We start from the raw sequence: 25,384 nt of genomic DNA, 5'->3' as shown, positions 1-25,384 counted from the left end.
CGGGACGGCGGAAGAAGGAGGCGGGGTCACGTGGGCAAGGCGAAGGTTCGGCGATCGAAGTGCGGCAGGGCGGAGGCTGTAGACAGAGCGAGGATACAGGGCGGCAGTTAATGAACCGGCTCGATAGTGATCCAGTGATCGGTGCCGGTGAACTCACCGTCGGCAGTGGCGAGGGTAGCAGTCTCGCCAGCAGGCACTGGCTCGAGACGAATGCGCAGGGTGCCGTCGGCGGACTCGATATCGATCGGGCCGGTGCGATCTGGGCGTTGGCTGAGGGCGTGGCCAAGCAGGTCGAGAAACAGGCGAAAAGAGGCGTCGCCGAACGGGCCGAGGTCGGCGAGACGACGGCGGCCGGCGGCGGTGAGCACGCGGCGGGCGCGCTCGATTTGCTCGGCTTGCTCGCGGGCGAGGGCGAGCAGGTGGGCTTTTTCAGCGGTGCGATCGATGGTAATGGAGGCGACGCCGCGCGGGGCGTTGCGACCACTCTGGCGCAGCCGGGGCGACAACCAGACGGGCGCGCCTTGCAGCCAGCTGGTACGCGGGGTTTCTGCGCGGGCGGAGCGTTCGGCTAGGGTTTCGGAGTTGATCCTCAGGTGGCGGGCCGGAGTGAGGGCGAAGGCGGTGCGCCAGAGCCGGTGGCAGGCGCCGTCGTCGGGGGCCTCGGCGAACCAGCGGGCGAGGGAAAGGAAATCGGCCGCGCGGTCGGCGCGGGAGGCGCGGCGGTCGTTGATCTGGGAGACGGCGGTGAGCAGGGCGGGGATGGCGGAGCGGGCGCGGGCGCGCAGCAGCTCGGCCTGGGAGGGTGTTTCGCCAGCGATGAACCAGCGCCGCAGTCCGGCCCAGCGGTCGCGCCAACGCGTCTCGGCCTCGGCAAAGGCCTCGGGCGCTGGGGCAAGGGCGTCGGCCAGTTCGCGGCGCGCGCAGGCGACGAAGGCGAGGTCGAGCCCGCAGCCTTCCAAGCGCAGGATGGCCTCGGCGATGCGGCTGGTGGCGACGACCAGTTCGCCGATGAATTTTTCAAGGTAGTCGATCAGCCGCTCCTTGTAGGCGAGGAAGGCCTCGACGGAGATGCCGTGAAGTTCAACCGTGCTCTGCAGTCCGCGCATAAAGGTTTGGGCGCGGGAGGTGAGCTGCTCAAAACGAGCGACGAGACTGGAGAGCAGTTGAAGGAGCTTGGCGTCGTCGGGCGGGCTATCGGCGAGGCGCGGCAGAAGCGCGTCGAGCAACTCGGCAATGTCGTGCAGGGCGGTGGTCTGGAGTTCGCCGGGGCGGAGCAGGTAGTCGCCGAAGACCGTCAGGGCTTGCTCGGCGGCCTCGCCGGCGGCGCTCAGTTGGTAGAGCCGACGGCGCTGGTAAAACTCCTCGATGGTGGCGGCCTCGGCACTATCCGGTGAGTCGTCGAGATTGCCCCAAGCGCGCAGTTGCGGGAGGACCTGGTCGATCTCGGTCGGGGTGGCAGAGGGAAGGAGAGCGTAAATCTCGGAGGGGCGCAGTGAGATAACGAAACGGGCGCGTTCGGCGACGAAGACGCCCAGGACCGCGCGGTAGAGGCCGGTTTTCTCGACGTTGAGGTGCGCGAAAACCGAATACGTTAAGGGGGGCGAATCGGGCGCGGACATCGACAGGAATCGCAGGCTAGGCGTGCGGCGAGATGCCGCAGCAGGTAAAGGGGTTAAGGCAGCAAAAAGAGGTCACGCGGCCCGCAGCCAAACCGGAGTCCGACTGGGCGGCCACCGTAAAATGACGGCGAAGGGAAGTGCGAACGTTGCGGCGTCGAATTATGCCCCCCGCCGCAAAAGACATCAAACGTTAGCTTGAGGCTAACTTTGAGTGCCCAAGGACAAAAAACGGCTCTCCGGAGGAGAAAAGTGGTGGAGGTGCCGGATTTGAACCGACACGGGCCACTTTGGCCAAGTCGCCGTAAAACGTGCACATAATTAATGGTTAACGGGCTAGGTTGTTCCAGTAAGTGCAGTCACCGGCTTACAAAAGAGACTGAACCCAACGGTTTTAGCAACCTTGTGGAAACCTAATCGGCGTTTTCAGTCTTTGGCAGTGAGCTCTTACTTCGGCGATTGCTTGAGCGCTTTGCGGTGCCGGGTCTCCAGCTTCTTGATGCTTTCGGCCGGGGGTAACGCCTCCGGCATCGTGCCACCCAGTTCTTTGATCGTCTGGCGAACCTTTGCTCCCACTTCGCGGTGGGCTTGGTTGGCTTTGTCTTTCCCGGTGATCTTTTCCCGGCGGAGTTTCTCCTCGGCTTGGGTGGCTCGGAAGAGGTTGGCCGCCAGCTCGGTGCTGCCCATGTGGTCGAGGATTTGCTCGCCCTTTTTTAGCCCTTTCCGGCGGTGGGTGTCTTGCGCGTCGAGTCCACCATAGAGACCCATGTAACCATGGTTTTGGAAGATGGCATAGTCCAGGGGTGCGATTACGCCGGCATCTTTGGCGGCGTCGGCAAGCTGGCCGTTGTGGGTGCGTAGCTCGGCACGGATGGCGAGGCGGCGCTGCGTTTCCACTTGCTCGTCGGAAAGCTCCTGCCGCCGGGTCTGGATGGCGAAGTAGGTTTGGCCTTGGGCAACTATTTCCTTGGACGGGTCGGCGTTCTGGATGGCGAGGTAACACGCATACCGCGACATCATCACGGTTTTCAGGCGGCGTTGAGCACCACTGCCAATCTCGACCATTTCGGTGACCTCAACGAAATGGTCATCCACCCGCTGGCCGCTGTTGAAGCAGGCGGTGCGGGCAGCCTCTATGACGGACAGGAAATTACGATAGTCGGCATAGCCGAGAACTTTGGCGAAGTCGCGGCTCGACCAGAATTCGTTGCCCGCCGGGTTGGTCCGGCGAATGGATTCAAACGGGGTGATTTCGTGGCTCATGGTGCATTTCCTCCTGAAAGGGATATGGCGTGGTTAGTGGCAGTAAAACGACTCCTGGTTTGACAGGCGGCCGGGGTGGCGGCTCGTTGGCCTACGCAGATAAGCGCAGGACTTGTAGAGGTCGCCGGCAACGGTGGCAGCCCGCACGGGTGGCATCTCGAACCTGGGATCTGCATCATTTTCCAATCCAGTCCGAAAGGCCCGCCAAGTGCGGGCTTTTGGTTTTCACGACTGCGAGGTCGTCGGGCCAGAATTTGAGGCCGAAACCGAGCACCGCCCCTTTGTGTCGGCGGAAGGTGGGGTGAAGCAGGCGGGCATAGCGGTCTTCCACGTCGCCGAAGCGGTTGGGAGTCACCGCAGCGTAGAGTCCGGAGGCGACCGCGTCGGCGAGTTGTAATCCGGCAAGTTGGAAGCATTAAACTGACCTTAGTTTTCGGAAACAAGTCGCCGACTCTTGGTCGGAAAATTGCGCAAAACGACAGACATGTCGTTGGGATTGTAAAACGAGCGCTTCGGGCAGCCGAATTGAGCGTTAAGAGCCGTTTTTCGGCCCATAATCGAGGTGGATTTCCCGGTTCGGGCCGAGATTTTGAGCGCCAGCAAGAAAACCACCCTCCGTGGTGAGCTTCAGCAAGACGCCGCGAGCGAGAGTGGTGCATTCGGGCACTGATTCCGAGCGGTAGCAATTGGGCCATCGGTGTGGTTAGGACGAATCAAGGCCTTTATTGGCACTCTACCCGCCCCTTTTTCGACAGTCCGGTCCGGCATCACTGTGTGATCTCCAGCAAGGCGCGAGAGGGTTGCGTCCTGAAGGCCTATCCAACTCCTCTTTCGCATGTTTGGCCAGACTGAGTACTCATTCGTGACGTATTCAACGAACGGCCCCATAACCGGGTTTCAGGTACCTGAGTTGGACCAGACTCGCCGGCCCCTTCTCCGACACGCCCGTTGGCCTCACGGTCTTCGCCGTCTCGACCATGCGCTAAGGCTTACAACCCGCCGGCCCCAGCCGAAGACAGAGCGCTACCGCCGACAGCCTGCGCAAACTTACGCCAAGCCCGCGGAGACTGCCCTGTCCGCTGGCGAAACAGCACACTGAACCGTTGCGAATTCGGGAAACCGCACCGCTCGGCAATCTCGGTTAACCGAGTGTCACTGTCGCGCAAAAGGCGCTTGGCCAGCTCGATCCGCGCTAACTGAATTTCCGTGAGTAAAGTCCGGCCTAGACTTTGTTGGAAACGAGCGCCGAGGGAGGTGCGCGACAATCCGACTGCCCGCGCCACGTCTTTAACGTAAGGGTTTTCGTGAGCATGGGCACGAATGTAGTCCACCGCACGCGCCACCGCAGCGTCCTCCACAAAACGCACCGCCGTGGATTGTCGCGCCGCCACGTCTACAACGGGCAAACGCACCCCAGCGTGGCTTGTTTTCTTTGCAGCGATCAAATCAGCCAACAAGCGCGCCGCCTCGTAACCGATATTCCAAGCCGGCAACCGAACGCTCGAAAGGGGAATACTCTCAAAATCCACCCAGAAGTGGTCGTTACCGGCACCCAAAACAGCGACGTCATCAGGCACTCGTCGCCCCAGTGAACGCGCAGCCCGCATCAACGAAAGCGCATAGCTATCCAGCACCGTAAACACCCCGGCCGGTTGTGGTAACGCCCGTAACCAATCCGGCATGCCTCGCTCCCCGCCGCCGCCGATGCTCAGCGAAGCGCCCGGAGCAGCACGCTTCAATGTGTCGCGAAACCCCTTCAAGCGTGCGGCCGAATACGGTTTGCCTGGATGCCCCCAGAATCCGAACGCTCGGCAACCGCATTCGATCAAATGCAGGGCGGCGATACGCCCCGCGCCTTCGTCATCCTGCGTTACCACCGGGATTTGCGGGTGAATCACGGCGTTGGAGATGTTAACCACCGGCAGGCCCAGCCGTGCAAATCGTGCGGCTTCCGACGGCGTGTGCAGGGGGGCCACCACGCCACAGATTCCATCCCGCCTAGCGAGCGCGCGCAGATCACCCCGCAATTCATGGGGTAACCAGGCGTCAACAAAACTCAGGCGACCGGTCTCGAATCCGTAGTGCCGTGCCCCCAGGGCCGCCTCACGGAAATATTGCAGCGCCGGATCAACAAGCACTTGCACCGGATAAGGAGCGACCAATTGGGGCATGGCTGAAATGACAAAAAAAATGTCGTTTCAGGCAACGATAAATCTTCGCCGATACGTTACGCTGATGGAGTCAAAACCCACACCTCAATGAACCACCTCTACACCCTCCAGCAACTCGTCGACCGCCACCACAACCACCTATCGCGCGTTAATCCGCCCGACCTCGAAACCGACAACGGCGTGCTCCAGCGCCGCCAACACCCGGTCATCACCCGCGAACACATTCCGCTGTCGTGGCGCTACGATTTGAACGAAAGCACCAACCCGCTGCTGGTCGAACAACTCGGGGTTAACGCCACCTTTAACGCCGGTGCGATCGAGTACGAGGGAAAGATCGTCCTCGTCGTGCGCATCGAAGGCGCTGATCGCAAAAGTTTCTTCGCCTTGGCTGAAAGCGACACCGGTATTGACGGCTTCCGCTTCCGCGCCCGTCCGCTGCAGATCCCGGACGGCGATCCCGCCGAAACCAATCTCTACGACATGCGCCTGACCCGCCACGCGGATGGGTGGATCTACGGCCTTTTTTGCACCGAACGCCAGGACCCGGATACCAAGAGCGACAGTATCTCCGCAGCCACCGCCAACTGTGGTATTGTGCGCACCCGTGACCTCGAGACCTGGGAACGCCTGCCAGACCTGAAAAGCCCCTCCAAACAGCAGCGCAATGTTGTCCTGCACCCCGAGTTCGTAAACGGGAAATACTTCCTCTACACCCGCCCGATGGAGTTTTTCATGCACGCCGGCGCGGAAGGGCGTCTTTGCTGGGCGCTGGCCGACTCGATGTCGCCCTGCGTGATCGGCGAGCAGCCGACTCTCGATAAACAAACCTACCACACCATCAAAGAGGGGAAAGTCGGTGCTGGCGCAGCCCCGATCAAAACCAGCGAAGGCTGGTTGCACATCGCCCACGCGGTGCGCGGTTGTGCAGCGGGCATGCGTTATGTGCTCTACGCCTTCCTCACCGATCTTGAGGACCCCACCCGTATCATCGCGGCTCCGGGCGGGTATTTTCTCGCACCGTTTGGAGCTGAGCGCGTAGGCGACGTCTCAAATGTCCTGTTCTCCAACGGCCTGATCGCCCGCAACGACGGCTCGGTCCTGCTCTACTATGCTTCGAGCGACACCCGCCTGCACGTCGGCACGACCTCGATCAAGCAGCTCCTCGCCTACGTGCACGGCACGCCTGCGGACGGCCTGCGGACCCACGAAAGCGTTCGCCAACGCCTCGAATTGATCGACCGCAACCAAACCCTGCGCGGACTCAACCCGGTCCTCGACGCCGCCCTGGGCGCCTAAAAACGATACCCCAAGTGATCCCGTTGCCTAATCGCCAACGGGAGCACTCTTCGGCTTAGAACAGGAGCGGTTTGAGCATTGCTGAATCCAAAGTAGCGCGGTGCTTCAGCCCGCATCGGCGATACAGCGAAGAATGCGATTCCATCCTGCGGGCTAAAGCACCGCGCTACCTTGGAGATCGTTGGCAGCGGCCGATTGAAAACCTTCAACCCGAGCGTCGGCTAAAAAGGATGAACTGGGTTAAATCCACCCCTTCAAAAGCTCCAACGTTGGCTAGTAGGTAGTAACATTCAAAGTGTCGCATCTGCCGGTACTGCAAAATCAACGAACTACTTCGATCCTTTTGCCGCAAAAGAACGCAGGGAATGCATAAAAATACATGGCTTGTTCTTTGCGCTCCTTGCGTACTCTCGCGGCCAAACTGCCCTGGGTGTGGCATTTCCGGTTGTAGTGTTGGCCGTCCCCGGCCAATTCCGCCGTCTCAAACCTTGGCCGAGACGGCCAACGCTACACGGCAAAACTGCCATGCTGCATCCGACAACTCGAAGGTTACTGCCTACTAATAGGTGGTAACATTTAAAGTGTCGCATCCAGATACCCCTTAAAATCAACGCCAAACATCGATCTTTAAGCCGCGAAAGAACGCATAAAAACACAGGTCTTGTTCTTTGCGCTCCTTGCGTACTCTCGCGGCCAAACTGCCCTGGGTGTGGCATTTCCGGTTGTAGTGTTGGCCGTCCCCGGCCAAGTCCGCCGTCTCAAACCTTGGCCGAGACGGCCAACGCTACATGGCAAAACTGCCATGCTGCATCCGACAACTCGAAGGTTACTGCCTACTAGGATGAGTCTTGGCGTTAACTTTGCGTCGTCAGATTCCCCGTGTCGTCTCCCCGTCTACCCACATGCCCTCGACTAGCACGATATGCGGTCGAGGGGCCATTCCGCGCTCACCGCTTAACAACAAGCTGCGCAGCATATCGACCGCTACCGCTCCAATTTCCGGCGCGAACTGATTGATACCTGAATATTTCGAGCCTACGACAACGTTCAGATTCGCATAACCGACCGCCTCGCCTGTTGCCGTTCGCAACTGGGGCACGAGCTCACCCGGTTGAACCGGCAGCGACACGACTGCGTCCAGCCCACGATCCGAGACCCACTGGCTAAACGCCCCTTCGTCATAGTCCTGATAAAGCCAGGTTTCGACCTGCACCTCGTTCGGTGCGCTCAGCCGGAACTGCTCCAGCCCGAGCAAGTAGCCGTAACCGTGATTCACCTCATCCTCCTTCACCAAGGCGAGGCCGATCCGGCGGTAGCCGCGCGCCACGAGTGCAGTGAGCAACGTGGTGCAGCTATGCATTTGATGATTACACACCCGATGGAGATTCGGCCCGTATTTGGACTCGCCGACCAGCATAACGCTAAAATCTTTCCACGGGAAATCGATGTCCGGCTCCGTGCGCCAGCGCGGCCCCACCAACAAACCGCGCACGCCGCGCGCCTTTAAAATTTCCGCCAGCCGACGGCCGCTCAGCCCGCGCTGCCCAGCATCGAACTGCTCCACGTGGTAGCCGTAATCGACCGCGCGCGCCTGTGCCCCGTGCAAGAAGTCGATCAAACCCGGGATCCGTGCAAACAACGCCGGCTCGGCGAACGTGTTGATGAACGCGATTGTCTCCACGCCCTTCGCCCGCTGCTGGGCCCGCACCATCGACATTAACTCGGAGGCCACCGGATCGGGTCGATACCCCAGCTCCTCCGCCCGGGCGAGTATCCGTGCGCGCAATTTTTCCGACACGCCCGGCTTACCCCGCAACGCCACGGACACCGACATCGCGGAAACACCGAGATCGGAAGCAATTTGGGTAATACTGACGCGTTGCACGCCGACACGCTGCACAGCCCGTGTAGGGACGACAAGCGCACAAAATCCTTAACATAAAGTTCCCGCCGCGTTTGTGCGCCGAAGCCGGGATCGGCTTTTTGCTGATCACGGTCAGCACCGCTCTAAAATCACTCCGCACGCCCCTCGTACTTATTTTTCCTATGAAAAACTACATGCCACATCTCACCACCGCCGGCCTCGCCCTCATGCTCGGCCTCGCTTCCGCCTCGGCCCAGTCCATCAGCATCACCAACCCGAGCTTCGAGGCCAACAGCGGTTACTCCGGAGGCACCACCAGTAGCGTCATAGGATGGCAGGCCAATTCCTTTCCCATCGGTTTGGGAACCTACGGTTCGGTGGACGACGTTTCCGCAGCGTTTACCTCGGGCTTGTCGGGCACCAATGCTTTCTACATAGGTGGAAACATCGCTCAGCTCACAGCGGCGACCTTTGAAACCGGGCGCACCTACACCCTCTCTTTCGATATCGGTAAACCGACGGGAGCCGGCCCCACCACAGACGGCTTTCAGTTCGGGTTTATCAATAATGCTAACACCGCCTTTATCGCCGGAGGGGAAAGTTTCGTGGCTGTCAATGACCTGACTGCGGGTGCGTTCCAGACCTACAGCGTGGCCTACACCGCTGTGTCCGGCGACAATGGTAATACCATCCGCATCGGTGCCACGGACTTTTTTGCGTCATCGGCTACCTACCGCATCGACAACGTGCAGCTCTCCGCATCCGCCATCCCTGAGCCCTCCACCTTCGCCGCCTTCGTCGGCATTGCGGCCATCGGCCTCGCCACCCTGCGCCGCCGCCGCGCCTAAACCACGGGCCTTCGGCCCGCCTCCCTACCCCCGCCCGCCTTCCACCCCCGCCCTTGTCGCCACCGCCCCGGTGCGCTGCTAATTTCCCCCTATACTCCACGTTTCCTTAACTCCACAAAATGAATACCTCCCTCCTCCGTATCTGCGTATTGATCCCGGCGCTTTCGCCCCTCGTCTCGTTTGCCGCCACTCCCCTAGTTAGTGAAACCTTCGAGGAGCCCAACGGGAGAACCTACACCTTCCCGCCCAAAGACGATTGGAGGGATCACCTCCGCGGCCGTCTCTCCGGCTGGTCCGGCGACGGAGCCGTGGCCATTACCTACGGGGAAGCGTTGGGCAAGGACGGCACCGGCGGCATCATGGTCGCGGTGGCCCGCGCCGGCACCAATTTTGCTTTCGCCAAACTCCAGCACGCCGTCCCCGGTTTAATCAAGGGCAGCGTGACTGCCGAGCAGGTGAAGGATCTCGTCCTCGTCTTCGACATCCGCGGCGATCAGCCGCTCAAAATTCTCACCACCTTGCAAACCACGCATAAGGATGCCTGGCCGTCCCGCATTGATCTGAGCACCATCACACTCACGCCTAAGTGGACCACCGTGCGTCTCCCGCTGTCCAAAGCCAAGCCCGAGGAAATCACCCGCTTCGTCGAGAACATCAACCAATCGGAGACAGCCGATATAGATATCGCATTCTACCTCGCCGAATTCTCCGCCTGGCAGGAAACGGACGCCTTCCAACTCGACAACGTCGGCTTTGAAAACGCCTCGAACTAAGCCTCGCTTCAACGAGTTACCCCGTTCGCCGCTTTCCCCATGTCCAGTTTCTTCGCCGTCGCCTTTCGGGTGACGCCTTGGCTCGGCCTTGCTCTAGCGCTGTCAGTAACTGCATCAGCTGAAACCACCCGGCTCTATGCAGAGAATTTTGATGCGGTGCCGGCGCAGGAGGCGCTCTACCCGCCGCCAACGGGCACCACATTTACCTCTCTGCTTGATGGACGTTTCAACGCCTGGTCCAAGGGCGGTGTGATTCAAATCGCCGTGCGCCCGGGTGCCGGCGAGAAGGGTGGCGTAGCCTTGCTGATTACGCCGGTCGAGGGTTCCGACCAAGTCGAATTCTACAGCGTCACCGCCGGGCCGATCGTGTTCCTCGAACACACGGGGGCATCCCTCCGCGCAGGCGATCTCTGGGCGTTGCGCCTCGCGTTCGCGATTCGCGTCCCCACCGGTCAATCCGTGCAATGCCTGCTGGGCTGGGCCATGCCCTCCGGTTTCGAGGAGCTCGAAGCCCGCGCCTATTTGGAGCTGCCTGAGACCACCGGCTCCGGCCGCTTCGAAAAATACGCCGTCCGGGGCGACCAGCTTCCGGCGAAAGCGATCGATGAGTTCATCGCGGTCGCCCGCACGCTCCAAGGCCGTCGTCTGCGCCTCAAGATCGAGTGGCGCATCGCCGCACCCTCCGCCTGGACTCCCGGCGATAGCATCTCCCTCGACGATCTCACCCTCGGCGCGGAGCGTTGAGTCACCGTTTTTCCCTGGCCCGACCGACCTCCCCAACGCATGTCCACCCGCCCCATCATCCCCGAGCACGAGCGCATCCCGCTGCTGCAAAAACTCACGTTCTCCCTTGGCGTGAACGCCGAGTATGTGGCCGTTCAACTCATGACCAGCGTGCTCTGGATGCCGTTCTTCAATATCGGCCTGGGCATGGAGCCGCTCGCGCTCGGCGCGGTGCTCATGATCCTGCGCCTGTGGGAGGCGTTTATCGATCCCGTCATTGGCAATTTCTCCGACAACGCCCGCACCCGCTGGGGCCGGCGTCGTCCCTTCATCGTGGTCGGCGCGCTGCTCACCGCCGCCTTGTTCCCGCTTTTCTGGTTCATGCCCGCCGGGCTCGGCGACACGGGCAAACTCGTTTACCTCACGGGCGTCGGGCTCGTGTTCTTCACCTGCTTCGCCACCTGGGCCATGCCCTACTACGGCTTCCAGATGGAGCTCACGCCAAACTACGATGAGCGCACCAGCCTCAGCGCGTGGTCGGCCGTCGTGAGCAAACTCTCCTACCTCGGCGGCAGTTGGGTGCTCGCCCTCGTCACCGGCCCGCTCTTCGCCGATCCCGCCACCGGCAAGGGCGACATCGTCCACGGCATGCGCACGCTCTGCTGGTTCATCGCCGGCCTCATCGTCGTCTTCGGCATCCTGCCCGTCGCCTTCACCAAAGAGCGCACCTACGCCGCCACCGCCGCCCGCCAGCCGCGTGAGCCGTTCTGGCAAAGCGTGAAAGACTCCGCCGCCTGCCGTCCGCTCTGGGTGCTCATCGGCGTCTCGTTTTTCCTCGTGCTCGGCTACAGCTCGGTCGCCTCGCTCGCGAACTACATCTACATTTACTACATCTTCGACGGCGACATCAACGCGGGCTCCGTCCTCCTCGGCTGGAAGGCCACCGTCAACGTCGCCACCGGCCTCGCCTCCATCCCGCTGCTCACCTGGCTGGCCGGTCGCTACGACAAACGCACTATGGTCATGGCCATGCTCATCCTCTGCGTGTCCAGCTACGCGCTCAACTTCGTGTGCCTGCGGCCCGACATGCCTTACCTCATGCTCGTGCCCGCCGTCTTCGAGTCCTGCGGCATCTCCGCCGTGTGGCTCTTCCTTCCGTCCATGAAGGCCGATGTCGGCGACTACGACGCGCTCACCACCGGTCGCCGCCGCGAGGGCGCGATCAACTCGTTCTACTCGTGGTTCATCAAAGCCTCGCTCACCGCCTCCGTCGGCATCGGCGGGGCGGTGCTCTCGTTCTCCGGCTTCTCCGCCAAGATCACCCACCAGGCCCCCGAGGTGCTTCACCGCATGCTGATCCTCTTCATTTCCCTGCCCATCGCCTTTTGGGCCATCGCTTTCGTTATCTGCCTTTTCTACCCCCTCACCCGCGCCCGCATGGCCGCCATCCGCGCCGAACTCGAAGCCCGGAAACTCTCCACATGAACCCCCGCCGCGCCGCCTCCTTCCTTGCCTCGCTCGCCCTCGTCACCGCCGCCCCGGCGCAGACGCTCTTCTCCACCCGCTTCGACGCGCTGGCCGCAAAACCCTTCGCCACCGCCGCCGCCTCGCCTGGCGCAAGCGCCCGCGCCTCGCTGGAACCGCTCGGCACCATCGATACCTATCGAGGACCGCGTACCGGTGCGCTTGTCCTCCGCGCCAAGCTACAAACTGACGCCGCTCCCGGCGCTCGCGTCCGCGTCACCATTCCGGCGTTCCCTGTGACCACCACCCAGACATCCCTCGCGAATCTGTCGCTCGGCTTCGACCTACGCGTTTCCGTCCTCCGCCCCGTACGCGTCTTCATCGAAAGCGTGCAAGCCAACGGTGTCTCCACCGGTACGCTCACCACCGTGGTGGTGCCACCTGTCATCGAAAGCTTCTATCGTTTCACCCCTGATCTGGCCGACTTCAAAGCCATCGCCGGTACCTTCGATCCACGTGCCCCCGCCATTCGTGTGAGCTTCGAGATGGCCGACGACGCCTGCCCATTCCCGCTCCCGCGCGGCGAATTCAGCCTCGTCGTGGATAATCTCTCCTACGCCGCGCCCGCCCTCTACGTTTCACCCCAAGGCGACAACACCCGCGACGGCCGCACTCCCGCCACCGCGCTCGCCACGATCCAGCGTGCCGTGGGTCTTGCCCTACCCGGAGACAGCATCCTCCTGCTCGGCGGCACCTACGTCTCCGCCGACGCCGAACCGCTCGTGAGAATCGCCAAGGCCGGCGAGCCCGACCGTTGGATCACCCTGCGCGCCGCCCCCGGCCAGCACCCGATCCTGCGCGGCAACGGCTGGGACATCGTGAGTCTCAACCACAACGCCGCCTACATCGAGCTGCGCGGCCTCGATGTCCACGGCTACTCGGCCGACATCCCGCGCGCCGCCGCCATGGCCGACGGCCTCCTCCGCAAAAAAGACGGCCAGACCTACAGCGGCGATCCCCGAATGAACACCAACGGCCTCGCCCTCGATTCGCGCAAGGGCACCGAGGAAGGCGGCAAGGCCCACCATGTCCGTTTCATCAACAATATCGTCCGCGAGGTTCCTGGCGGCGGCATCTCCGCCATTGCCGGCGACCACATCACCGTCGAGGGCAACACCACTCGCGACAACTGCCACGGCATGCGCTACGCCGGCAGCGGCATCAGTCTCTTCCGCGCCTGGGATTTCGACACCGACACCCACTACAAGATGTTTGTCATCGGCAACCGCTCCTCCGGTAACCGCTGCTACATCCCCTGGTCCGAACTCAGCCGCATCTCCGACGGGAACGGCATCATCATCGACGACTTCATCAACTACCAGGACGGTGCCAGCGACATCCCTTACGAGGGTCGCACCCTCGTCCAAAACAATCTCGTCTTCAACAACGGCGGCTCCGGCATCCATACCTACGCCGCCAACCACGTGGACATCGTCCACAACACCGCCTACCACAACGCCCAGTCGCCCGAGCTCGTCTGGCGCCAGATCTGGGCCGGCAGCAGATGCAAGGACGTGCGCCTGGCCAACAACATTCACTGGGCGCAAAAAGGCCGCCCGCTCCACACCGGCATGGGCCGGTCAAAAGCCGTGAGTTACACTCGCAACCTCATGTTCGGCGACGGCGACAACGGCCTCGCCGACGGCGGCGGCCTCGGCACCTCTCCAGACAACGACGGCCAAGCTGTCGTCACCGGCCACCTCTCCGGTGACCCGCTGCTCGTCGCCCCGTCGGTCGATGCCACCGCCGCAGATTTCCACCTCCTCCCCGGCAGCCCCGCCATCGACGTCGCCGCGCCCGACCATCCCGGCGTCCCACTCACCGATCTCGACGGCCGCTGGCGCGACGCCGCGCCCGACCTCGGCGCTTACGAGTTCACCAAATAAAGCACGCCGAGCCCATGTCCACGCCCGCCCGTTTCCTCGGCATTGATGTCGGCACCGGCAGCGCCCGCGCCGGTGTTTTCACCGCCGACGGCCGCCTGCTCGCCAGCGCATCGCGTCCTATCCAAATGTGGAAACCCGCGCCCGATTTCGTCGAACAATCCTCCGACGACATCTGGGCCGCCTGCGGCGAGGCCGCCCGCCAGGCCGTCGCCGATTCCGGCGTGCCGCCCGCCGCGATCCTCGGCGTCGGTTTTGACGCGACGTGTTCCCTCGTATTGCTCGACGCCCAGGATCGCCCCGTCTCCTTCAGCCCGACCGGCCGCACCGAGCAAAACGTCATCGTCTGGATGGACCACCGCGCCATCCCCCAGTCCGCCCGCATCAACGCCACCAAGCACCCGGTGCTCCGTCACGTCGGAGGTGTGATCTCCCCCGAGATGCAGACGCCCAAGCTGCTCTGGTTGAAAGAAAATCTCCCCGCCGCCTGGAAAAAAACCGCCCGCTTCCTCGACCTGCCCGACTACCTCACCTATCGCGCCACCGGTGACGACACCCGCTCGCTCTGCACCACCGTGTGCAAGTGGACCTACCTCGGCCACCGCGGCCCCGACGGCGCAGGTTGGGACACCACTTACTTCAAAAAAATCGGCCTCGGCGACCTCGCCACCGAAGGCTTCCGCCGCATCGGCACCCGCGTACGCCCCATGGGCGAGCCCCTCGGTCGCGGCCTCACCGCTACAGCCGCGCAGCACCTGGGCCTGGTCGCCGGCACCGCCGTGGGCGTTGCCATCATCGACGCCCACGCCGGCGGCCTCGGCCTGCTCGGCGCTTCATTCGGCTCGCGCCGACCCACTCCTGCCGCGCTCGAACACCGCCTCGCGCTCATCGGCGGCACGTCGTCGTGTCACATGGCTGTATCCGCCCGTCCCCGATTCATCGGCGGCATTTGGGGTCCCTATCACTCCGCGATGATCCCCGGCCTCTGGCTCACCGAGGGCGGCCAGACCGCCACCGGCGCGCTTATTGACCACGTCATCCAGACTCACGCCGCCTACGCCGAACTCCAGGCCGAGGCCGCGCGCGCCCAGACCACCGTTTACGCCGCTCTCAACACCCGGCTCGAAGCGCTCGCCGCCGCCGAACGCGTTTCCCATCCGGCCGCGCTCACCGCCGATCTCCACGTGTACCCGAATTTTCATGGCAACCGATCGCCGCTGGCCGACCCGACCCTGCGCGGCGCCATCGTCGGCCTGCCGCTTTCCGCCACGCTCGACGATCTCGCCCGGCTCTACCTCGCGACCATCCAAGCCGTGGCCCACGGCACGCGGGAGATCATCGCCGCAATGAACCGCCGGGGCTACGCCATCGACACGATCTTCGCCTGCGGCGGCGGCACCAAGAACCCCGTCTTTCTGCGTGAACACGCCGACATCACCGGCTGCAAGCTCGTGCTCGCCCGCGAGCCCGAGGCCGTGCTACTCGGCTCCGCCGTGCTCGGCGCGGTCGCCGCCGGTGCGCAGCCCGACGTGTTCGCCGCCATGCGCGTCATGAACCACGTCGAGCGCGTGATCACGCCGGGCCCGGCCCGAGTGCGCCGCTACCACGACGCCAAGCACCGCGTCTTCCTTCGCCTGCACCGCGATTTCATGGCCTACCGCAGCCTCATGGCCGGTTAATCTTTATGCCAGCCAGTCGCTTCCCTCAACGCCACATCCACCTGGATTACCACACCTCCCCGCTCATCACCGACGCCGGAGCGGAGTTTGATGCGGGCGAGTTCGTGCGCACTCTTCAGGACGCCCATGTCGACAGCGTGAACGTCTTCGCAAAATGCCACCACGGCATGAGCTATTATCCGACCAAGGTCGGGGTGATGCACCCGGCGCTCAAAGGTCGCGATCTTCTGGGTGAGCAGATCGAAGCCCTGCACCGCGCCGGTATCCGTGCGCCGATCTACACCACCGTGGCTTGGGAGGAGGATGTCGCGCAAAAGCACCTCGACTGGCGCCAGCTCCGCCGCGACGGCCGTGCCGCCCGCGTCGGCTTTCCCGAACCCAGCGCGCCCCCCGGCCAAGCGCCGTGGCACTTCAACAACTGGCTTCACCCCGATTATCAGGATTACATCGAGACGCATCTCCGCGAGCTCTTCGCCGCTTACGATGTGGACGGCCTCTGGATCGACATCGTTTTTTTCGCCCCCCAATCCTGCTGGAGTGAAGCCAGCATCCGCTTCCGCGAGAAACACGGGCTCCTCGCCGACGACCAGGCCACCCAGGCCCGCTTCGAATCGCTCGCCCAGGCTTCGTTTGCCCGGCGCTTCAGCCGCCTGGTGCGCGGCCTGAAAAAAGACGCCACCATTTTCTATAATTCCTCCAATCCCATCTACGCCGACCACCGTTGCGGCGTGCGCACCCGCCACGACCAGCAGACCCACTGGGAACTTGAATCGCTACCCTCGGGTTTCTGGGGTTACCAACACTTCCCGCGGCTCGCCCGCGCCTTCGGCCACTGGGGAAAACCCTGGCTGGGCATGACCGGCCGCTTCCAGAAAATGTGGGGCGACTTCGGCGGACTCAAGCCACCCGCCGCCCTCGAATTCGAATGCTTCCGCTCCCAGGCGCTCGGCGGAGCCAACTCCATCGGCGATCAACTCCCCCCGCGCGGCCGCCTCGATGCCGGGGCCTACGATCTCATCGGCGGAGTCTATGCCCAGTGCAAAGCCGCCGAACCCTTTTACGCCGATTCGCGGGCGCTCGCTCAGGTCGGAATTGTCGCGCCGGGTCGCCCGGATCTCGACCCCGCCCACACCGACATCGTGCTCGAAGGTGCGGTGCAAATGTGCGAGGAGAGCCACTACGAGACCGTCGTCCTCGACGACGCCTCCTCCTTTGCCGGCCTCGATCTGGTGATGCTGCCCGACACCGTGAGCATCACGCCCGCTCTCGCCCGCAAGCTAGCCGCCCACCGCGCCCGCGGCGGTAAAATCCTCTTCTCGCACCGCAGCGCCTTCGCGGCCAACGGCGTATGCGAGCTCCCCGGCGTCGAGCTGCTCAACACCGGCCCGGTCGCCGACGCACCGACCTACTGGCGAGCCCGCGCCGACTTTTCCCCGCTGCTCGCCCGCAGCGACCGCGTCCACTACCTGCCCGGCGACAACGTGAGCCCGGTTACTCCGGCCGCCCGACGCCGCATCAAGGTGCTTGTCGAGCGCGTCCCGCCCTATTTTCACCGCAGCGAACTCGCGTTTTCCTCTCATTTTCAAGTGCCACCGCAGGCACGACCCGCCGACCATGCCGCCGTTCTGGCGGGCGACGACTGGGTGTATTTCGCCGATCCGATCTTCCGCGATTACCGCCAGTCGGGCAACACCGCCGCGCGCGATGGCTGGCGCGCCGCCATGCAACGCCTGATCGGTCCCGCGCCGTTTGGCGACGGCTTGCCCACCACCGTGCTCTGCGTGCCGCGCCGCCGCGGCCGCGATCTGCTTCTCACGCTCTTGCACTACATACCCACCCGCAAGGCCATCGAGATTGATATGATCGAGGAGCGCACCGGCTTTGGCGGTCTGCGGCTGCGCCTGCCGGTCAAAACAAAACGCCTGCGTGTTTTTGGCGACGACGAAGACCTCCTGTCAGACAAGCCGGGCACCTTCATTCTGCCCAACGCCGAAGGCCGGCTACTCCTCGAATCTCCCGGTTATTTCGCCTGAATTTCCCCGCTCCCTCAGTCACTCCCACGATCCCACATTCCCTTATTGTAATTTATGATTTCACCCGCACTCACTCTTTCCGCCAGCCAGCCCCGCGTCGCCTACGCCTGCGGCGATTTCGACGCCATCTACGTGCTCGACCCGGTCACACACGCGGTGGGCCTGCGGCTCATGCCGCATTCCCATCTCGCGAACGAGGCTACTCCGCGTGCGCATCACTCCGGCCCCGAAACCGTGCACACGCCCCTCGCCTGGCAGCCTCAACCGGCCTCCCGCGGAGAACACTCGCTGGTGCAGCTCAAGCTCGCGGAGGATCCTCAGGGCAACGCCTTCACCGGCGGTCGCAGCATGCGCCAAAATCCCACCGTGGACGGCCTGCGCCTGACCAGCCAAACCGCGCAACACGCACCCGACGGCAGCTTGCGGGTCCGCACCGAACTCAGCGGCGCGCGAAACTTCTCTTGCATCCACCACCTCCTGCACCAGCCGGGCGACGAATCGGTTACGGTGTGGACCGAGTTTTCAAACCAAGGCGACAACGCCCTCACGCTCGAAATGCTTTCGAGTTTTTGTCTCGGCCATCTGACCCCGTTCCACGTCGCCGATGCTTCCGAACGCCTCTGGGTGCATCGCTTCCGCTCCTGCTGGGCCGACGAGGGCCGTCATGAGCGCGTCCGCATCGAAGACCTCCATCTCGAACGGTCCTGGGGCGGTTTCGGCGTCACCAGCGAGCGTTACGGCCAGGTCGGCTCCCTGCCCGTGCGCGGCTGGTTTCCCTTCGTGGCCGTGGAAGACGCCGGGGCCGGGGTCTTCTGGGCCGCCCAGCTTCACGCCCCGGGCTCATGGCAGATGGAGATCTTTCGTCGCGGCGACGATCGTCTCTCCATCTCGGGCGGACTGGCGGACCGAGAATTCGGCCATTGGAAGAAAACCATCCAGCCGGGGGAAACCTTCACCACTCTTCCGGCCTGGTTGACCGTATCGACCGCCGATTTCGACACCTGCTGCCAGCGCCTCACTTCCATGCAGGCCAAGCCGCTGAAATCGGTTCCCGTCATCGAGCGCGATCTCCCCGTGATCTTCAACGAGTGGTGCTCATCGTGGGGTAAACCCACCCCAGAGTTCATCTTGCGCACCGCCAACGTGCTGCGCGAACTGCCGGTGGATATATTCGTCATCGACGACGGTTGGGCGGAAAAACCTCCGGGAGGATTCCAGATCAACGGCGATTGGAACATTGCCATGGATCGCTTTCCCCAAGGACTGGCCCCCGTCGTCCGATCGTTGAAAAAGCTCGGGCTGCGACCGGGCATCTGGTTTGAGTTCGAGGTATGCACCGAGGGCAGCGCCGCCTGGCTGCTCACCGATCACCAGCTTCGACGCGACGGCCGCGTGCTCCAGGTCGGCCCACGCCGCTTCTGGGATTTCACCGACCCGTGGACCCACGACTACCTGGCTGAAAAAGTCATCGCCCGCCTGCGCGAAGACGGCTTCGAGTATCTAAAAGTCGATTACAACGACACCATCGGTATAGGGTGCGATCACCCCGACGGCCTCGGCGAGGGGCTCCGCGCGCATCTCGACGGCGTGCAGCGCTTTTTTAGCCGCCTGCGTTCCGAGTTGCCCGATCTCGTGATCGAGATCTGCGCCTCCGGCGGCCACCGTCTGGAGCCCTCGTTCCTCGCGCTCGGCGCCATGGCGTCCTTCAGCGACGCCCACGAGCCGGTGGATCTGCCGATCATCTCCGCCGACCTCCATCGCCTCATCCTGCCTAGGCAAAACCAGACTTGGGCCGTCCTTCATCCCTCGGATTCCATGCGCCGGCTGCATTACAAGCTCGCGGCGTGTTTCCTGGGCCGCGCCTGCCTCTCCGGCGAGGTGGCCGACTTAAACGAAGAACAAATCCGCCACGTGCGCAGCGTGCTCGAACTCTACAAACGCATATCCCCCATCATTCGTGACGGCCGGTCGCGGCTCCTTCGCGAGATTGGCCCTAGCCGCCGCCACCCGCGAGGCTGGCAGGCCGTGGTGCGCACGGCGGGCGACGAAGCCCTCGTGGTGTTTCACGCCTTCGAAGCCAGCGCCGGCACCACCGCGCAACTCCCTTGGCCCGAGGGCTCCGGCTGGAGCATTGCTGCAAGCTCCGGCGTCGATGTATCCGCCGAACCGACACCCGCAGGCCTCTCGCTCACCGTGTCCGCCGACTTCTCCGCGCTGATTCTGCATCTCAAACGCGGCTAATATGCTCCGCCCATGCCTGAACCCCGTCTTCCCCTTTTCTTCAACGCCCACCACTCACCTCACCCTCAGCACCGCTGCAGCATGTCGTCACCCACTCCTTACCGTATTGACTCGAATGGATTTTTCACACGCGAAGGCACCCGGATCTTTCCGGTCGGTGTGAACTAATGGCCCGCGTCGTCAGGCCTGCGGATGTGGGAGCGCTGGGATGCAGACGAAGTGGCGCGCGATCTCGATACCCTCGCCTCGCTGGGGTTGAACGCGATCCGCTTTTTCCTGCGCTGGCAGGACTTCGAGCCGGAGTCGGGCCGCTACGACGAGGTCCAGTTCGATCGCCTCGATTGGTTGCTTGCGCAGTGTGCAAAACGTCGTCTGCACGTGAATCCGTCGCTGTTTGTGGGGTGGATGAGCGGAGGCATTTTCTGGCCCCGTTGGAAAGGCGAGCGCAACCTCTTTAGCGATCCGGAGATGATCGAGCGCTCGGAGGCTTTCGCGCGCAAGGCGGCGAAGGTGTTCGCGCGTTATCGCGACTGTATCTTCACGGTGGACCTGGGCAACGAGTTGAATTGCCTGCCCGAGTCCAATGCCGCCGGTCGTGGCGCCGTCGGAGCCTGGTGCGACCGCATCTGCGCGGCGGTGCGCGCGGAAATGACTGGAGTGCTCATGGTGAGCGGATGCGAACTCAACCAAGTGGTGAGCGACACGCCGTGGTCGTTCGACAATCAGCCAGGCACTGATCTTTTTAGCATTCACAATTATCCGGTATCAAACTGGTCGTGCCTGCCGATCGGCGGTATGGCGGACCCATTGTCTCGCCGGATGTCGCCGTTTTTCTGTGCCTACGCCCGCGCGCACGGGCCGGTGTTCTTTCAGGAGTTCGGCAGCTTTCTCACGCTCGCGGTCGAGGAGCAGCGCGCCTACTTGGCGGAGGTGTTGCCCGCAGTGGCCGCGACCGGTGTCAACGGCATGCTCTGGTGGTGCCTGAACGACATCGATTCTCAGGAGCACCCCTACGAGTTGTGTGAGCAGGAGCGCAGTCTGGGGCTCGTGGATCGCGAGGGCCGACTCAAGGCTGGTCTTGAGCACGCGTTGCGCCTGATGACCGGCTGGGCGGCCGACCCGGCGTCCCTGCCAGTGCCGGCCAAGGCGGGAATCGCGCTCTACATCCCCGATGACACGGCACCGCACGCACCCGAGCACCTGCGGCACGCCAACGCACCGAGCCTCTTGGGTCGTCGCATGGGAATGGCGTGGCATCTCTCGTTGGAGGCGGGTTTGGCGCCTTGCATCGTCAAACGCGCGGATATGCCGGCACCGGGAGAAATGCCGGTCTTATTCGTGGGCGACTCGTTAAGGACTGCCGAACTGGCGTCGATCATGGCCTGGGTGGCCGAGGGGGGCCAATTCATCTGGCATGGGGTGCTGGCCCTCAGCTGGGGCCATGATTTTGCCCGCATCGTCGGGGCCCGTATCGCGGATTACGCGCTGAACACCCGTGTCTCGGTGAAGTGGGCTGACGAAAGCTGGATCATGCCCCCGTCGCCTCGCCAAGCACGCTATGTGGTGAAGCCGATGACGGCCGAGGTGTTGGCACGCGATTCCGACGGTCACGCAGTCGTCCTCCGTCAGTCGCACGGCGAAGGCACCTTCGCCTACTGCCTGCACTCAGTGGAAGACGCTGCGGCCGAGGCGCGCGGTGTTTCCCTCGCCTCAGGCGACCGCTGGGCGGCGTGGTTCAAGGCCTGGGTGACGCAGCCGTCCACCGCATCCTCTACGTGAACCGCTGGAATCAAATCTCCTCATCGATCACTACCCCATTCATGGCCGCCTTAAATTCTATTTCCACCAAGACTTCAGCACTCCCGGACGGCACTCCGCAAGAGGATCGCGTGCCCATGAAGGCGAAGCTCGCCTACGGTGCGGCCGGCGCGGTGGATAACTGGTCGTCGCAATTGCCCAGCCAGCTGGCCACGCCGATTTTTGTCACGGGCATGGGGCTTTCGCCCGCGATGGTGAGCCTGGCGATGTTCATCTTTAGGCTCTACGACGCGATCATCGATCCGATCATGGGCTGGGTGTCGGACAACACGCGTTCGCGTTTCGGCCGGCGCAAGCCCTTCATCGTGGTAGGCGCGATTTTGACCGGGCTTACCTTCCCGCTGTTGTGGCACGCCGGCCGCGATTGGAGCCACCCCGCATTGCTCGCGTGGCTGCTCGGGACCGGGCTCTTGTTCTACACCTGCTTCACGGTCTGGGCGATGCCCTACCAGAGCATGCTGCTGGAGATCACGCCGGATCAGAATGAACGCACCAACGTAAGCGGGTATCGGACCTTTTTCCAAACCTGCGCGGGCCTGACCATCGGCTGGGCGTGGTATCTGGCTCAGCTGCCGTTTTTCGCACCCGTGGTGTCGGGCGTGCCCGATGCCGTGGGCGGTGTTCGCTCGTTATCCATCGTGGTGGGCGTGCTGATTATCGTCGTGGGGCTGCTTCCGGCGATTTATGTAAAGGAGCGATTCTACAAGGCGGCGTCGAAGCAGGGCCGCGTGTCGCTGAAGGACAACTTCAAGTGGACGTTCACCAACCGCCCCTTCGTGTTGATCGGTGTTTTTACGCTCCTTTTTTGTGTCGGCAGCATGTTGTCCAGTGGCTTGGGGTTTTACCTGAAGCTCTATTACGTGGCCGAGGGCAACCAGGCGCTGGCCGCGAAGCTGCAAGGGGTGGAATCGACGCTTTCGACGATCCTCGGGCTGCTGTCTATACCGGTCTTTAATTACCTCTGCCGCCGTTATGGAAAAAAGAATACATTGATCGGCGCCATGGCGCTCGTGACTTTTGGCATGGCGACGAAGTGGTGGATGTTTACGCCCGATTACCCTTGGCTTTCTATTGTCAACGGCGTGCTGGCCTCGCCTGCATTCACGGGTATCTGGATGATCATCCCGTCGATCAATGGCGACGTGGTTGATTTCGACGAGACGCGCACGGGCGAACGCCGCGAAGGGGCGTTCGCCTCGATATTCTCTTGGATCGTAAAGGCCAGCTTCTCGGCGGGCATCGGGCTCGCCGGCCCGTTGGTGGTGTGGTGTGGCTTCGAGGTTGCCCAGGCGGCGGCGCAGACGGCCGAGGCCTTTACGCAGATGCGCCTCGTCTATGCCTTGCTTCCTCCCGGGCTGTTTGTGGCGGGCCTGATCGTCCTCGGGCGTTATCCGCTTACACCCCTGCGCATGACGCAGATCCGCGCCGAGTTGGAGGAGCGCCGCGGCCGGCTCTGACCCACTTGGGCCGCGCTCTCCTCAACGTTTTTTACCACCGTGATGTCCACTTCCACGCAATCCTCGGGTGTTTTCTTCAACGCCCACCACGCTCCCGTTGGCGCCTTCGCCACCTTCACGCTCGGTGAGCGCGGGCCGCGCGGCGGTCTCGGGCTTGAGCTGGGCGGGCCCGCCAACGAAAGCCTTTTCATCGGTGCCGAATCGGCCGATGGCTCCGGCTACGAGGCCCTGCCTTTCTTCGCCAACAGCGCCGACGCCGCCCTCCGCTACGATGTCTCCGCCGGCACCCAGGCCGCGCCGGGCCTCGTGCGCCCTTTCGCCGACACCGCCCTCGCGCGCGACTTCGCCCTCGCCACCGACACGTGGCGCGCAGGCGATTTGACGTTCACCGTTTATTCCGCGCCGAAACCCGTGCCCGATCCCGCGCGTGCCTCCGCCGCTGCGCTCAAGACCGCACTGGTGCCCGCCGTCTTCGCCGAGCTCACGCTCGACAACCGCCACGGCACCGGCGCCCGCACCGTTTTCTTCGGCTACGAAGGCTCCAATCCCTTCGCCTCGATGCGCCGGCTCGATGCCGATGCACGCGGAAAATTCACCGGCATCGGCCAGGGCGTGAACACCGCCATTGTGAGCGACTCGCCCGGCGTGCGCTCCGGCCAAGGGTTCACGCTCGACCAGATCCTGCGCCCCGACCGCGAGGAGAATCTCACCTTTGGCCTCGGCGGCACCGCCGCACTCCTCGCCACCGTGCCCGCCGGCAAACGCCGCACCTTCCGCTTCGCGATCTGTTTTCACCGCGAGGGCATCGTCACCTCCGGGGTGCCCGCGCGTTATTACTACACGCGGTTTTTCCCTTCGCTCGAAAGCGTCGCGACCTACGCGCTCGCCTCCTTCGACACGCAACGCGCTCTCGCGCTTGCGGCCGACCGCCGCCTCTCCGCTGCCAAGCTGAGCGACGACCAGCGCTTCCAACTCGCCCATGCCGTGCGCAGCTATTTCGGCTCGACCGAGTTTCTGCTCACCGCCGCCGACGAACCGCTCTGGGCCGTCAACGAGGGCGAGTATCGCATGTTGAATACCTTCGATCTCACGGTGGACCACCTCTTCTACGAGCTGCGTCAAAACCCGTGGGTCGTGCGCAACCAGCTCGATTGGTTCTCCCGCCGCTACGCCTACACCGACACCGTGCGCCTCCCCGGCGACACCCGCGACTATCCCGGCGGCCTCAGCTTCACCCACGACATGGGCGTGGCCAACTGCTTCTCCCGACCCCGCCACTCATCCTACGAAAAGTTCGGCCTCCACGGCTGCTTTTCCCACATGACCCACGAGCAACTCGTCAACTGGGTCTGCTGCGCCGTCAGCTACACGCGCCACACGAGCGACCGCGCCTGGCTAAAGAAAAACCTGCCGACCTTCCGCGCCTGTCTGCGCAGTCTCGTCAACCGCGACCACCCCGATCCGCGCCAGCGCGACGGCGTCATGAGCGCCGACTCCTCCCGCTGCCTCGGCGGCGCCGAGATCACCACTTACGATTCGCTCGACACCTCCCTCGGCCAGGCGCGCAACAACCTCTACCTCGCGGTCAAAACCTGGGCCGCTTACCTCGGCCTGCGCGAGGTCTTCGCCTCCACCAAGCTCGCCGCACCCGCCGCGCTCGCGACGCGCCAGGCCGGGCTCGCCGCTGCGACCATCGCCCGCCACCTCAACGCCGAGGGCTACATCCCCGCGATCCTCGGCGAGGGCAACACCTCGCGCATCATCCCCGCCATCGAGGGTCTCGTTTTCCCGCAGCAATGGGGCCTGGACGACGCGCTCGCGCCGGACGGCCCGTATGCGGGTCTTCTCGCTGCCCTCCGCACCCACCTCGACACCGTGTTTGTCCCCGGCGTGTGTCTCTTTGCCGACGGCGGCTGGAAACTCAGCTCGACCAACGACAACTCCTGGCTGAGCAAAATCTACCTCTGCCAATTCGTCGCCCCCGCCGTCTTTGCCCGCCCCGCCGATCCGCGCGCCGACGCCGCGCACCGCGCCTGGCTGCTCGATCCGCGCAACACGTATTTCGCCTGGAGCGACCAGATGGTTTCAGGCGAGGCCAAGGGCTCCAAATACTACCCCCGCGGCGTCACCGCCTGGCTGTGGCTGGATTCTGTATTTGATTAAGCGTTACCCCATAAACCTCCGCTCGCATTACC

17 protein-coding genes are annotated in these 25,384 nt (G+C 63.4%); 12 read left to right on the top strand and 5 right to left on the bottom strand.

From position 1 onward, the window contains the following. Nucleotides 1-107: 107 nt before the first annotated feature. From H2170_18165 to H2170_18150, 4 genes are all read right to left on the bottom strand, one after another. Nucleotides 108-1,619, bottom strand: coding sequence for a TIGR02677 family protein (locus tag H2170_18165; GenBank protein MCS6302000.1), 1,512 nt, complete (start codon nt 1,617-1,619; stop codon nt 108-110). A gap of 444 nt (nt 1,620-2,063) precedes the next feature. Then, a complete protein-coding gene (dinD, locus tag H2170_18160) occupies nt 2,064-2,879 on the bottom strand; it encodes a DNA damage-inducible protein D (protein MCS6301999.1) in 816 nt (271 codons plus the stop codon). Nucleotides 2,880-3,054: 175 nt separating this feature from the next. Next, nucleotides 3,055-3,234, bottom strand: a complete 180-nt coding sequence (locus tag H2170_18155; protein MCS6301998.1) for a hypothetical protein — start codon at nt 3,232-3,234, stop codon at nt 3,055-3,057. Nucleotides 3,235-3,868: 634 nt separating this feature from the next. Further along, nucleotides 3,869-5,050 carry a substrate-binding domain-containing protein gene (locus H2170_18150; protein MCS6301997.1) on the bottom strand — a complete coding sequence of 394 codons (1,182 nt, stop codon included), beginning with the start codon at nt 5,048-5,050 and terminating at the stop codon, nt 3,869-3,871. An 87-nt stretch (nt 5,051-5,137) separates the two neighbouring features. Between H2170_18150 and H2170_18145 the strand changes: the two genes are divergently transcribed. Next, on the top strand, nt 5,138-6,346 hold the full coding sequence (locus tag H2170_18145; protein MCS6301996.1) for a glycosidase: 1,209 nt from the start codon (nt 5,138-5,140) through the stop codon (nt 6,344-6,346). Between the two features lie 868 nt (nt 6,347-7,214). On the opposite strand, the gene H2170_18140 is transcribed toward H2170_18145, so the two are convergent. Further along, on the bottom strand, nt 7,215-8,231 hold the full coding sequence (locus tag H2170_18140) for a LacI family DNA-binding transcriptional regulator (protein ID MCS6301995.1): 1,017 nt from the start codon (nt 8,229-8,231) through the stop codon (nt 7,215-7,217). Between the two features lie 161 nt (nt 8,232-8,392). Between H2170_18140 and H2170_18135 the strand changes: the two genes are divergently transcribed. From H2170_18135 to H2170_18085, 11 genes are all read left to right on the top strand, one after another. After that, nucleotides 8,393-9,058, top strand: a complete 666-nt coding sequence (locus H2170_18135; GenBank protein MCS6301994.1) for a PEP-CTERM sorting domain-containing protein — start codon at nt 8,393-8,395, stop codon at nt 9,056-9,058. A gap of 119 nt (nt 9,059-9,177) precedes the next feature. Continuing rightward, complete coding sequence (locus tag H2170_18130) at nt 9,178-9,831, top strand: hypothetical protein (GenBank protein ID MCS6301993.1); 654 nt, start codon at nt 9,178-9,180, stop codon at nt 9,829-9,831. Nucleotides 9,832-9,870: 39 nt separating this feature from the next. Further along, nucleotides 9,871-10,575, top strand: coding sequence for a hypothetical protein (locus H2170_18125; protein MCS6301992.1), 705 nt, complete (start codon nt 9,871-9,873; stop codon nt 10,573-10,575). Between the two features lie 39 nt (nt 10,576-10,614). Continuing rightward, nucleotides 10,615-12,039 carry an MFS transporter gene (locus H2170_18120; GenBank protein ID MCS6301991.1) on the top strand — a complete coding sequence of 475 codons (1,425 nt, stop codon included), beginning with the start codon at nt 10,615-10,617 and terminating at the stop codon, nt 12,037-12,039. Beyond that, nucleotides 12,036-13,964, top strand: coding sequence for a right-handed parallel beta-helix repeat-containing protein (locus tag H2170_18115; protein ID MCS6301990.1), 1,929 nt, complete (start codon nt 12,036-12,038; stop codon nt 13,962-13,964). Before H2170_18120 ends, H2170_18115 begins: the two co-directional genes overlap by 4 nt. Nucleotides 13,965-13,978: 14 nt before the next feature. Then, the gene (locus H2170_18110) at nt 13,979-15,640 is read left to right on the top strand and encodes an FGGY-family carbohydrate kinase (protein ID MCS6301989.1); all 1,662 of its coding nucleotides are present in this window, start codon (nt 13,979-13,981) and stop codon (nt 15,638-15,640) included. Between the two features lie 5 nt (nt 15,641-15,645). Then, nucleotides 15,646-17,673, top strand: a complete 2,028-nt coding sequence (locus tag H2170_18105) for an alpha-L-fucosidase (protein MCS6301988.1) — start codon at nt 15,646-15,648, stop codon at nt 17,671-17,673. Between the two features lie 54 nt (nt 17,674-17,727). After that, nucleotides 17,728-19,914: an alpha-galactosidase gene (locus H2170_18100; GenBank protein ID MCS6301987.1), complete on the top strand. Its 2,187-nt coding sequence runs from the start codon at nt 17,728-17,730 to the stop codon at nt 19,912-19,914. 192 nt (nt 19,915-20,106) lie between these two features. After that, nucleotides 20,107-21,693, top strand: coding sequence for a cellulase family glycosylhydrolase (locus tag H2170_18095; protein ID MCS6301986.1), 1,587 nt, complete (start codon nt 20,107-20,109; stop codon nt 21,691-21,693). Nucleotides 21,694-21,734: 41 nt separating this feature from the next. Further along, the gene (locus H2170_18090; protein ID MCS6301985.1) at nt 21,735-23,189 is read left to right on the top strand and encodes an MFS transporter; all 1,455 of its coding nucleotides are present in this window, start codon (nt 21,735-21,737) and stop codon (nt 23,187-23,189) included. 42 nt (nt 23,190-23,231) lie between these two features. Then, nucleotides 23,232-25,352 (top strand): beta-xylosidase, encoded by a 2,121-nt coding sequence (locus tag H2170_18085; protein ID MCS6301984.1) that lies wholly within the window; start codon nt 23,232-23,234, stop codon nt 25,350-25,352. Nucleotides 25,353-25,384 lie beyond the last annotated feature (32 nt).

The sequence above is a fragment of the Opitutus sp. genome, assembly GCA_024998815.1.
Classification (GTDB): Bacteria; Verrucomicrobiota; Verrucomicrobiia; order Opitutales; family Opitutaceae; genus Rariglobus.
The sequence above is the reverse complement of the archived record's forward strand: the minus strand, read 5'-3'. Positions and strand labels throughout refer to the sequence as shown.

Bases quoted from the DNA above. Each gene is read 5' to 3' on its own strand.
- H2170_18090 (MCS6301985.1), top strand. From the start codon at position 21,735: ATGGCCGCCTTAAATTCTATTTCCACCAAGACTTCAGCACTCCCGGAC.
- H2170_18100 (MCS6301987.1), top strand. From the start codon at position 17,728: ATGATTTCACCCGCACTCACTCTTTCCGCCAGCCAGCCCCGCGTCGCC.
- H2170_18120 (MCS6301991.1), top strand. From the start codon at position 10,615: ATGTCCACCCGCCCCATCATCCCCGAGCACGAGCGCATCCCGCTGCTG.
- H2170_18150 (MCS6301997.1), bottom strand. From the start codon at position 5,050: ATGCCCCAATTGGTCGCTCCTTATCCGGTGCAAGTGCTTGTTGATCCG.
- H2170_18115 (MCS6301990.1), top strand. From the start codon at position 12,036: ATGAACCCCCGCCGCGCCGCCTCCTTCCTTGCCTCGCTCGCCCTCGTC.
- H2170_18145 (MCS6301996.1), top strand. From the start codon at position 5,138: ATGAACCACCTCTACACCCTCCAGCAACTCGTCGACCGCCACCACAAC.
- H2170_18085 (MCS6301984.1), top strand. From the start codon at position 23,232: ATGTCCACTTCCACGCAATCCTCGGGTGTTTTCTTCAACGCCCACCAC.
- H2170_18105 (MCS6301988.1), top strand. From the start codon at position 15,646: ATGCCAGCCAGTCGCTTCCCTCAACGCCACATCCACCTGGATTACCAC.
- dinD (MCS6301999.1), bottom strand. From the start codon at position 2,879: ATGAGCCACGAAATCACCCCGTTTGAATCCATTCGCCGGACCAACCCG.
- H2170_18095 (MCS6301986.1), top strand. From the start codon at position 20,107: ATGTGGGAGCGCTGGGATGCAGACGAAGTGGCGCGCGATCTCGATACC.
- H2170_18125 (MCS6301992.1), top strand. From the start codon at position 9,871: ATGTCCAGTTTCTTCGCCGTCGCCTTTCGGGTGACGCCTTGGCTCGGC.
- H2170_18130 (MCS6301993.1), top strand. From the start codon at position 9,178: ATGAATACCTCCCTCCTCCGTATCTGCGTATTGATCCCGGCGCTTTCG.
- H2170_18135 (MCS6301994.1), top strand. From the start codon at position 8,393: ATGAAAAACTACATGCCACATCTCACCACCGCCGGCCTCGCCCTCATG.
- H2170_18165 (MCS6302000.1), bottom strand. From the start codon at position 1,619: ATGTCCGCGCCCGATTCGCCCCCCTTAACGTATTCGGTTTTCGCGCAC.
- H2170_18110 (MCS6301989.1), top strand. From the start codon at position 13,979: ATGTCCACGCCCGCCCGTTTCCTCGGCATTGATGTCGGCACCGGCAGC.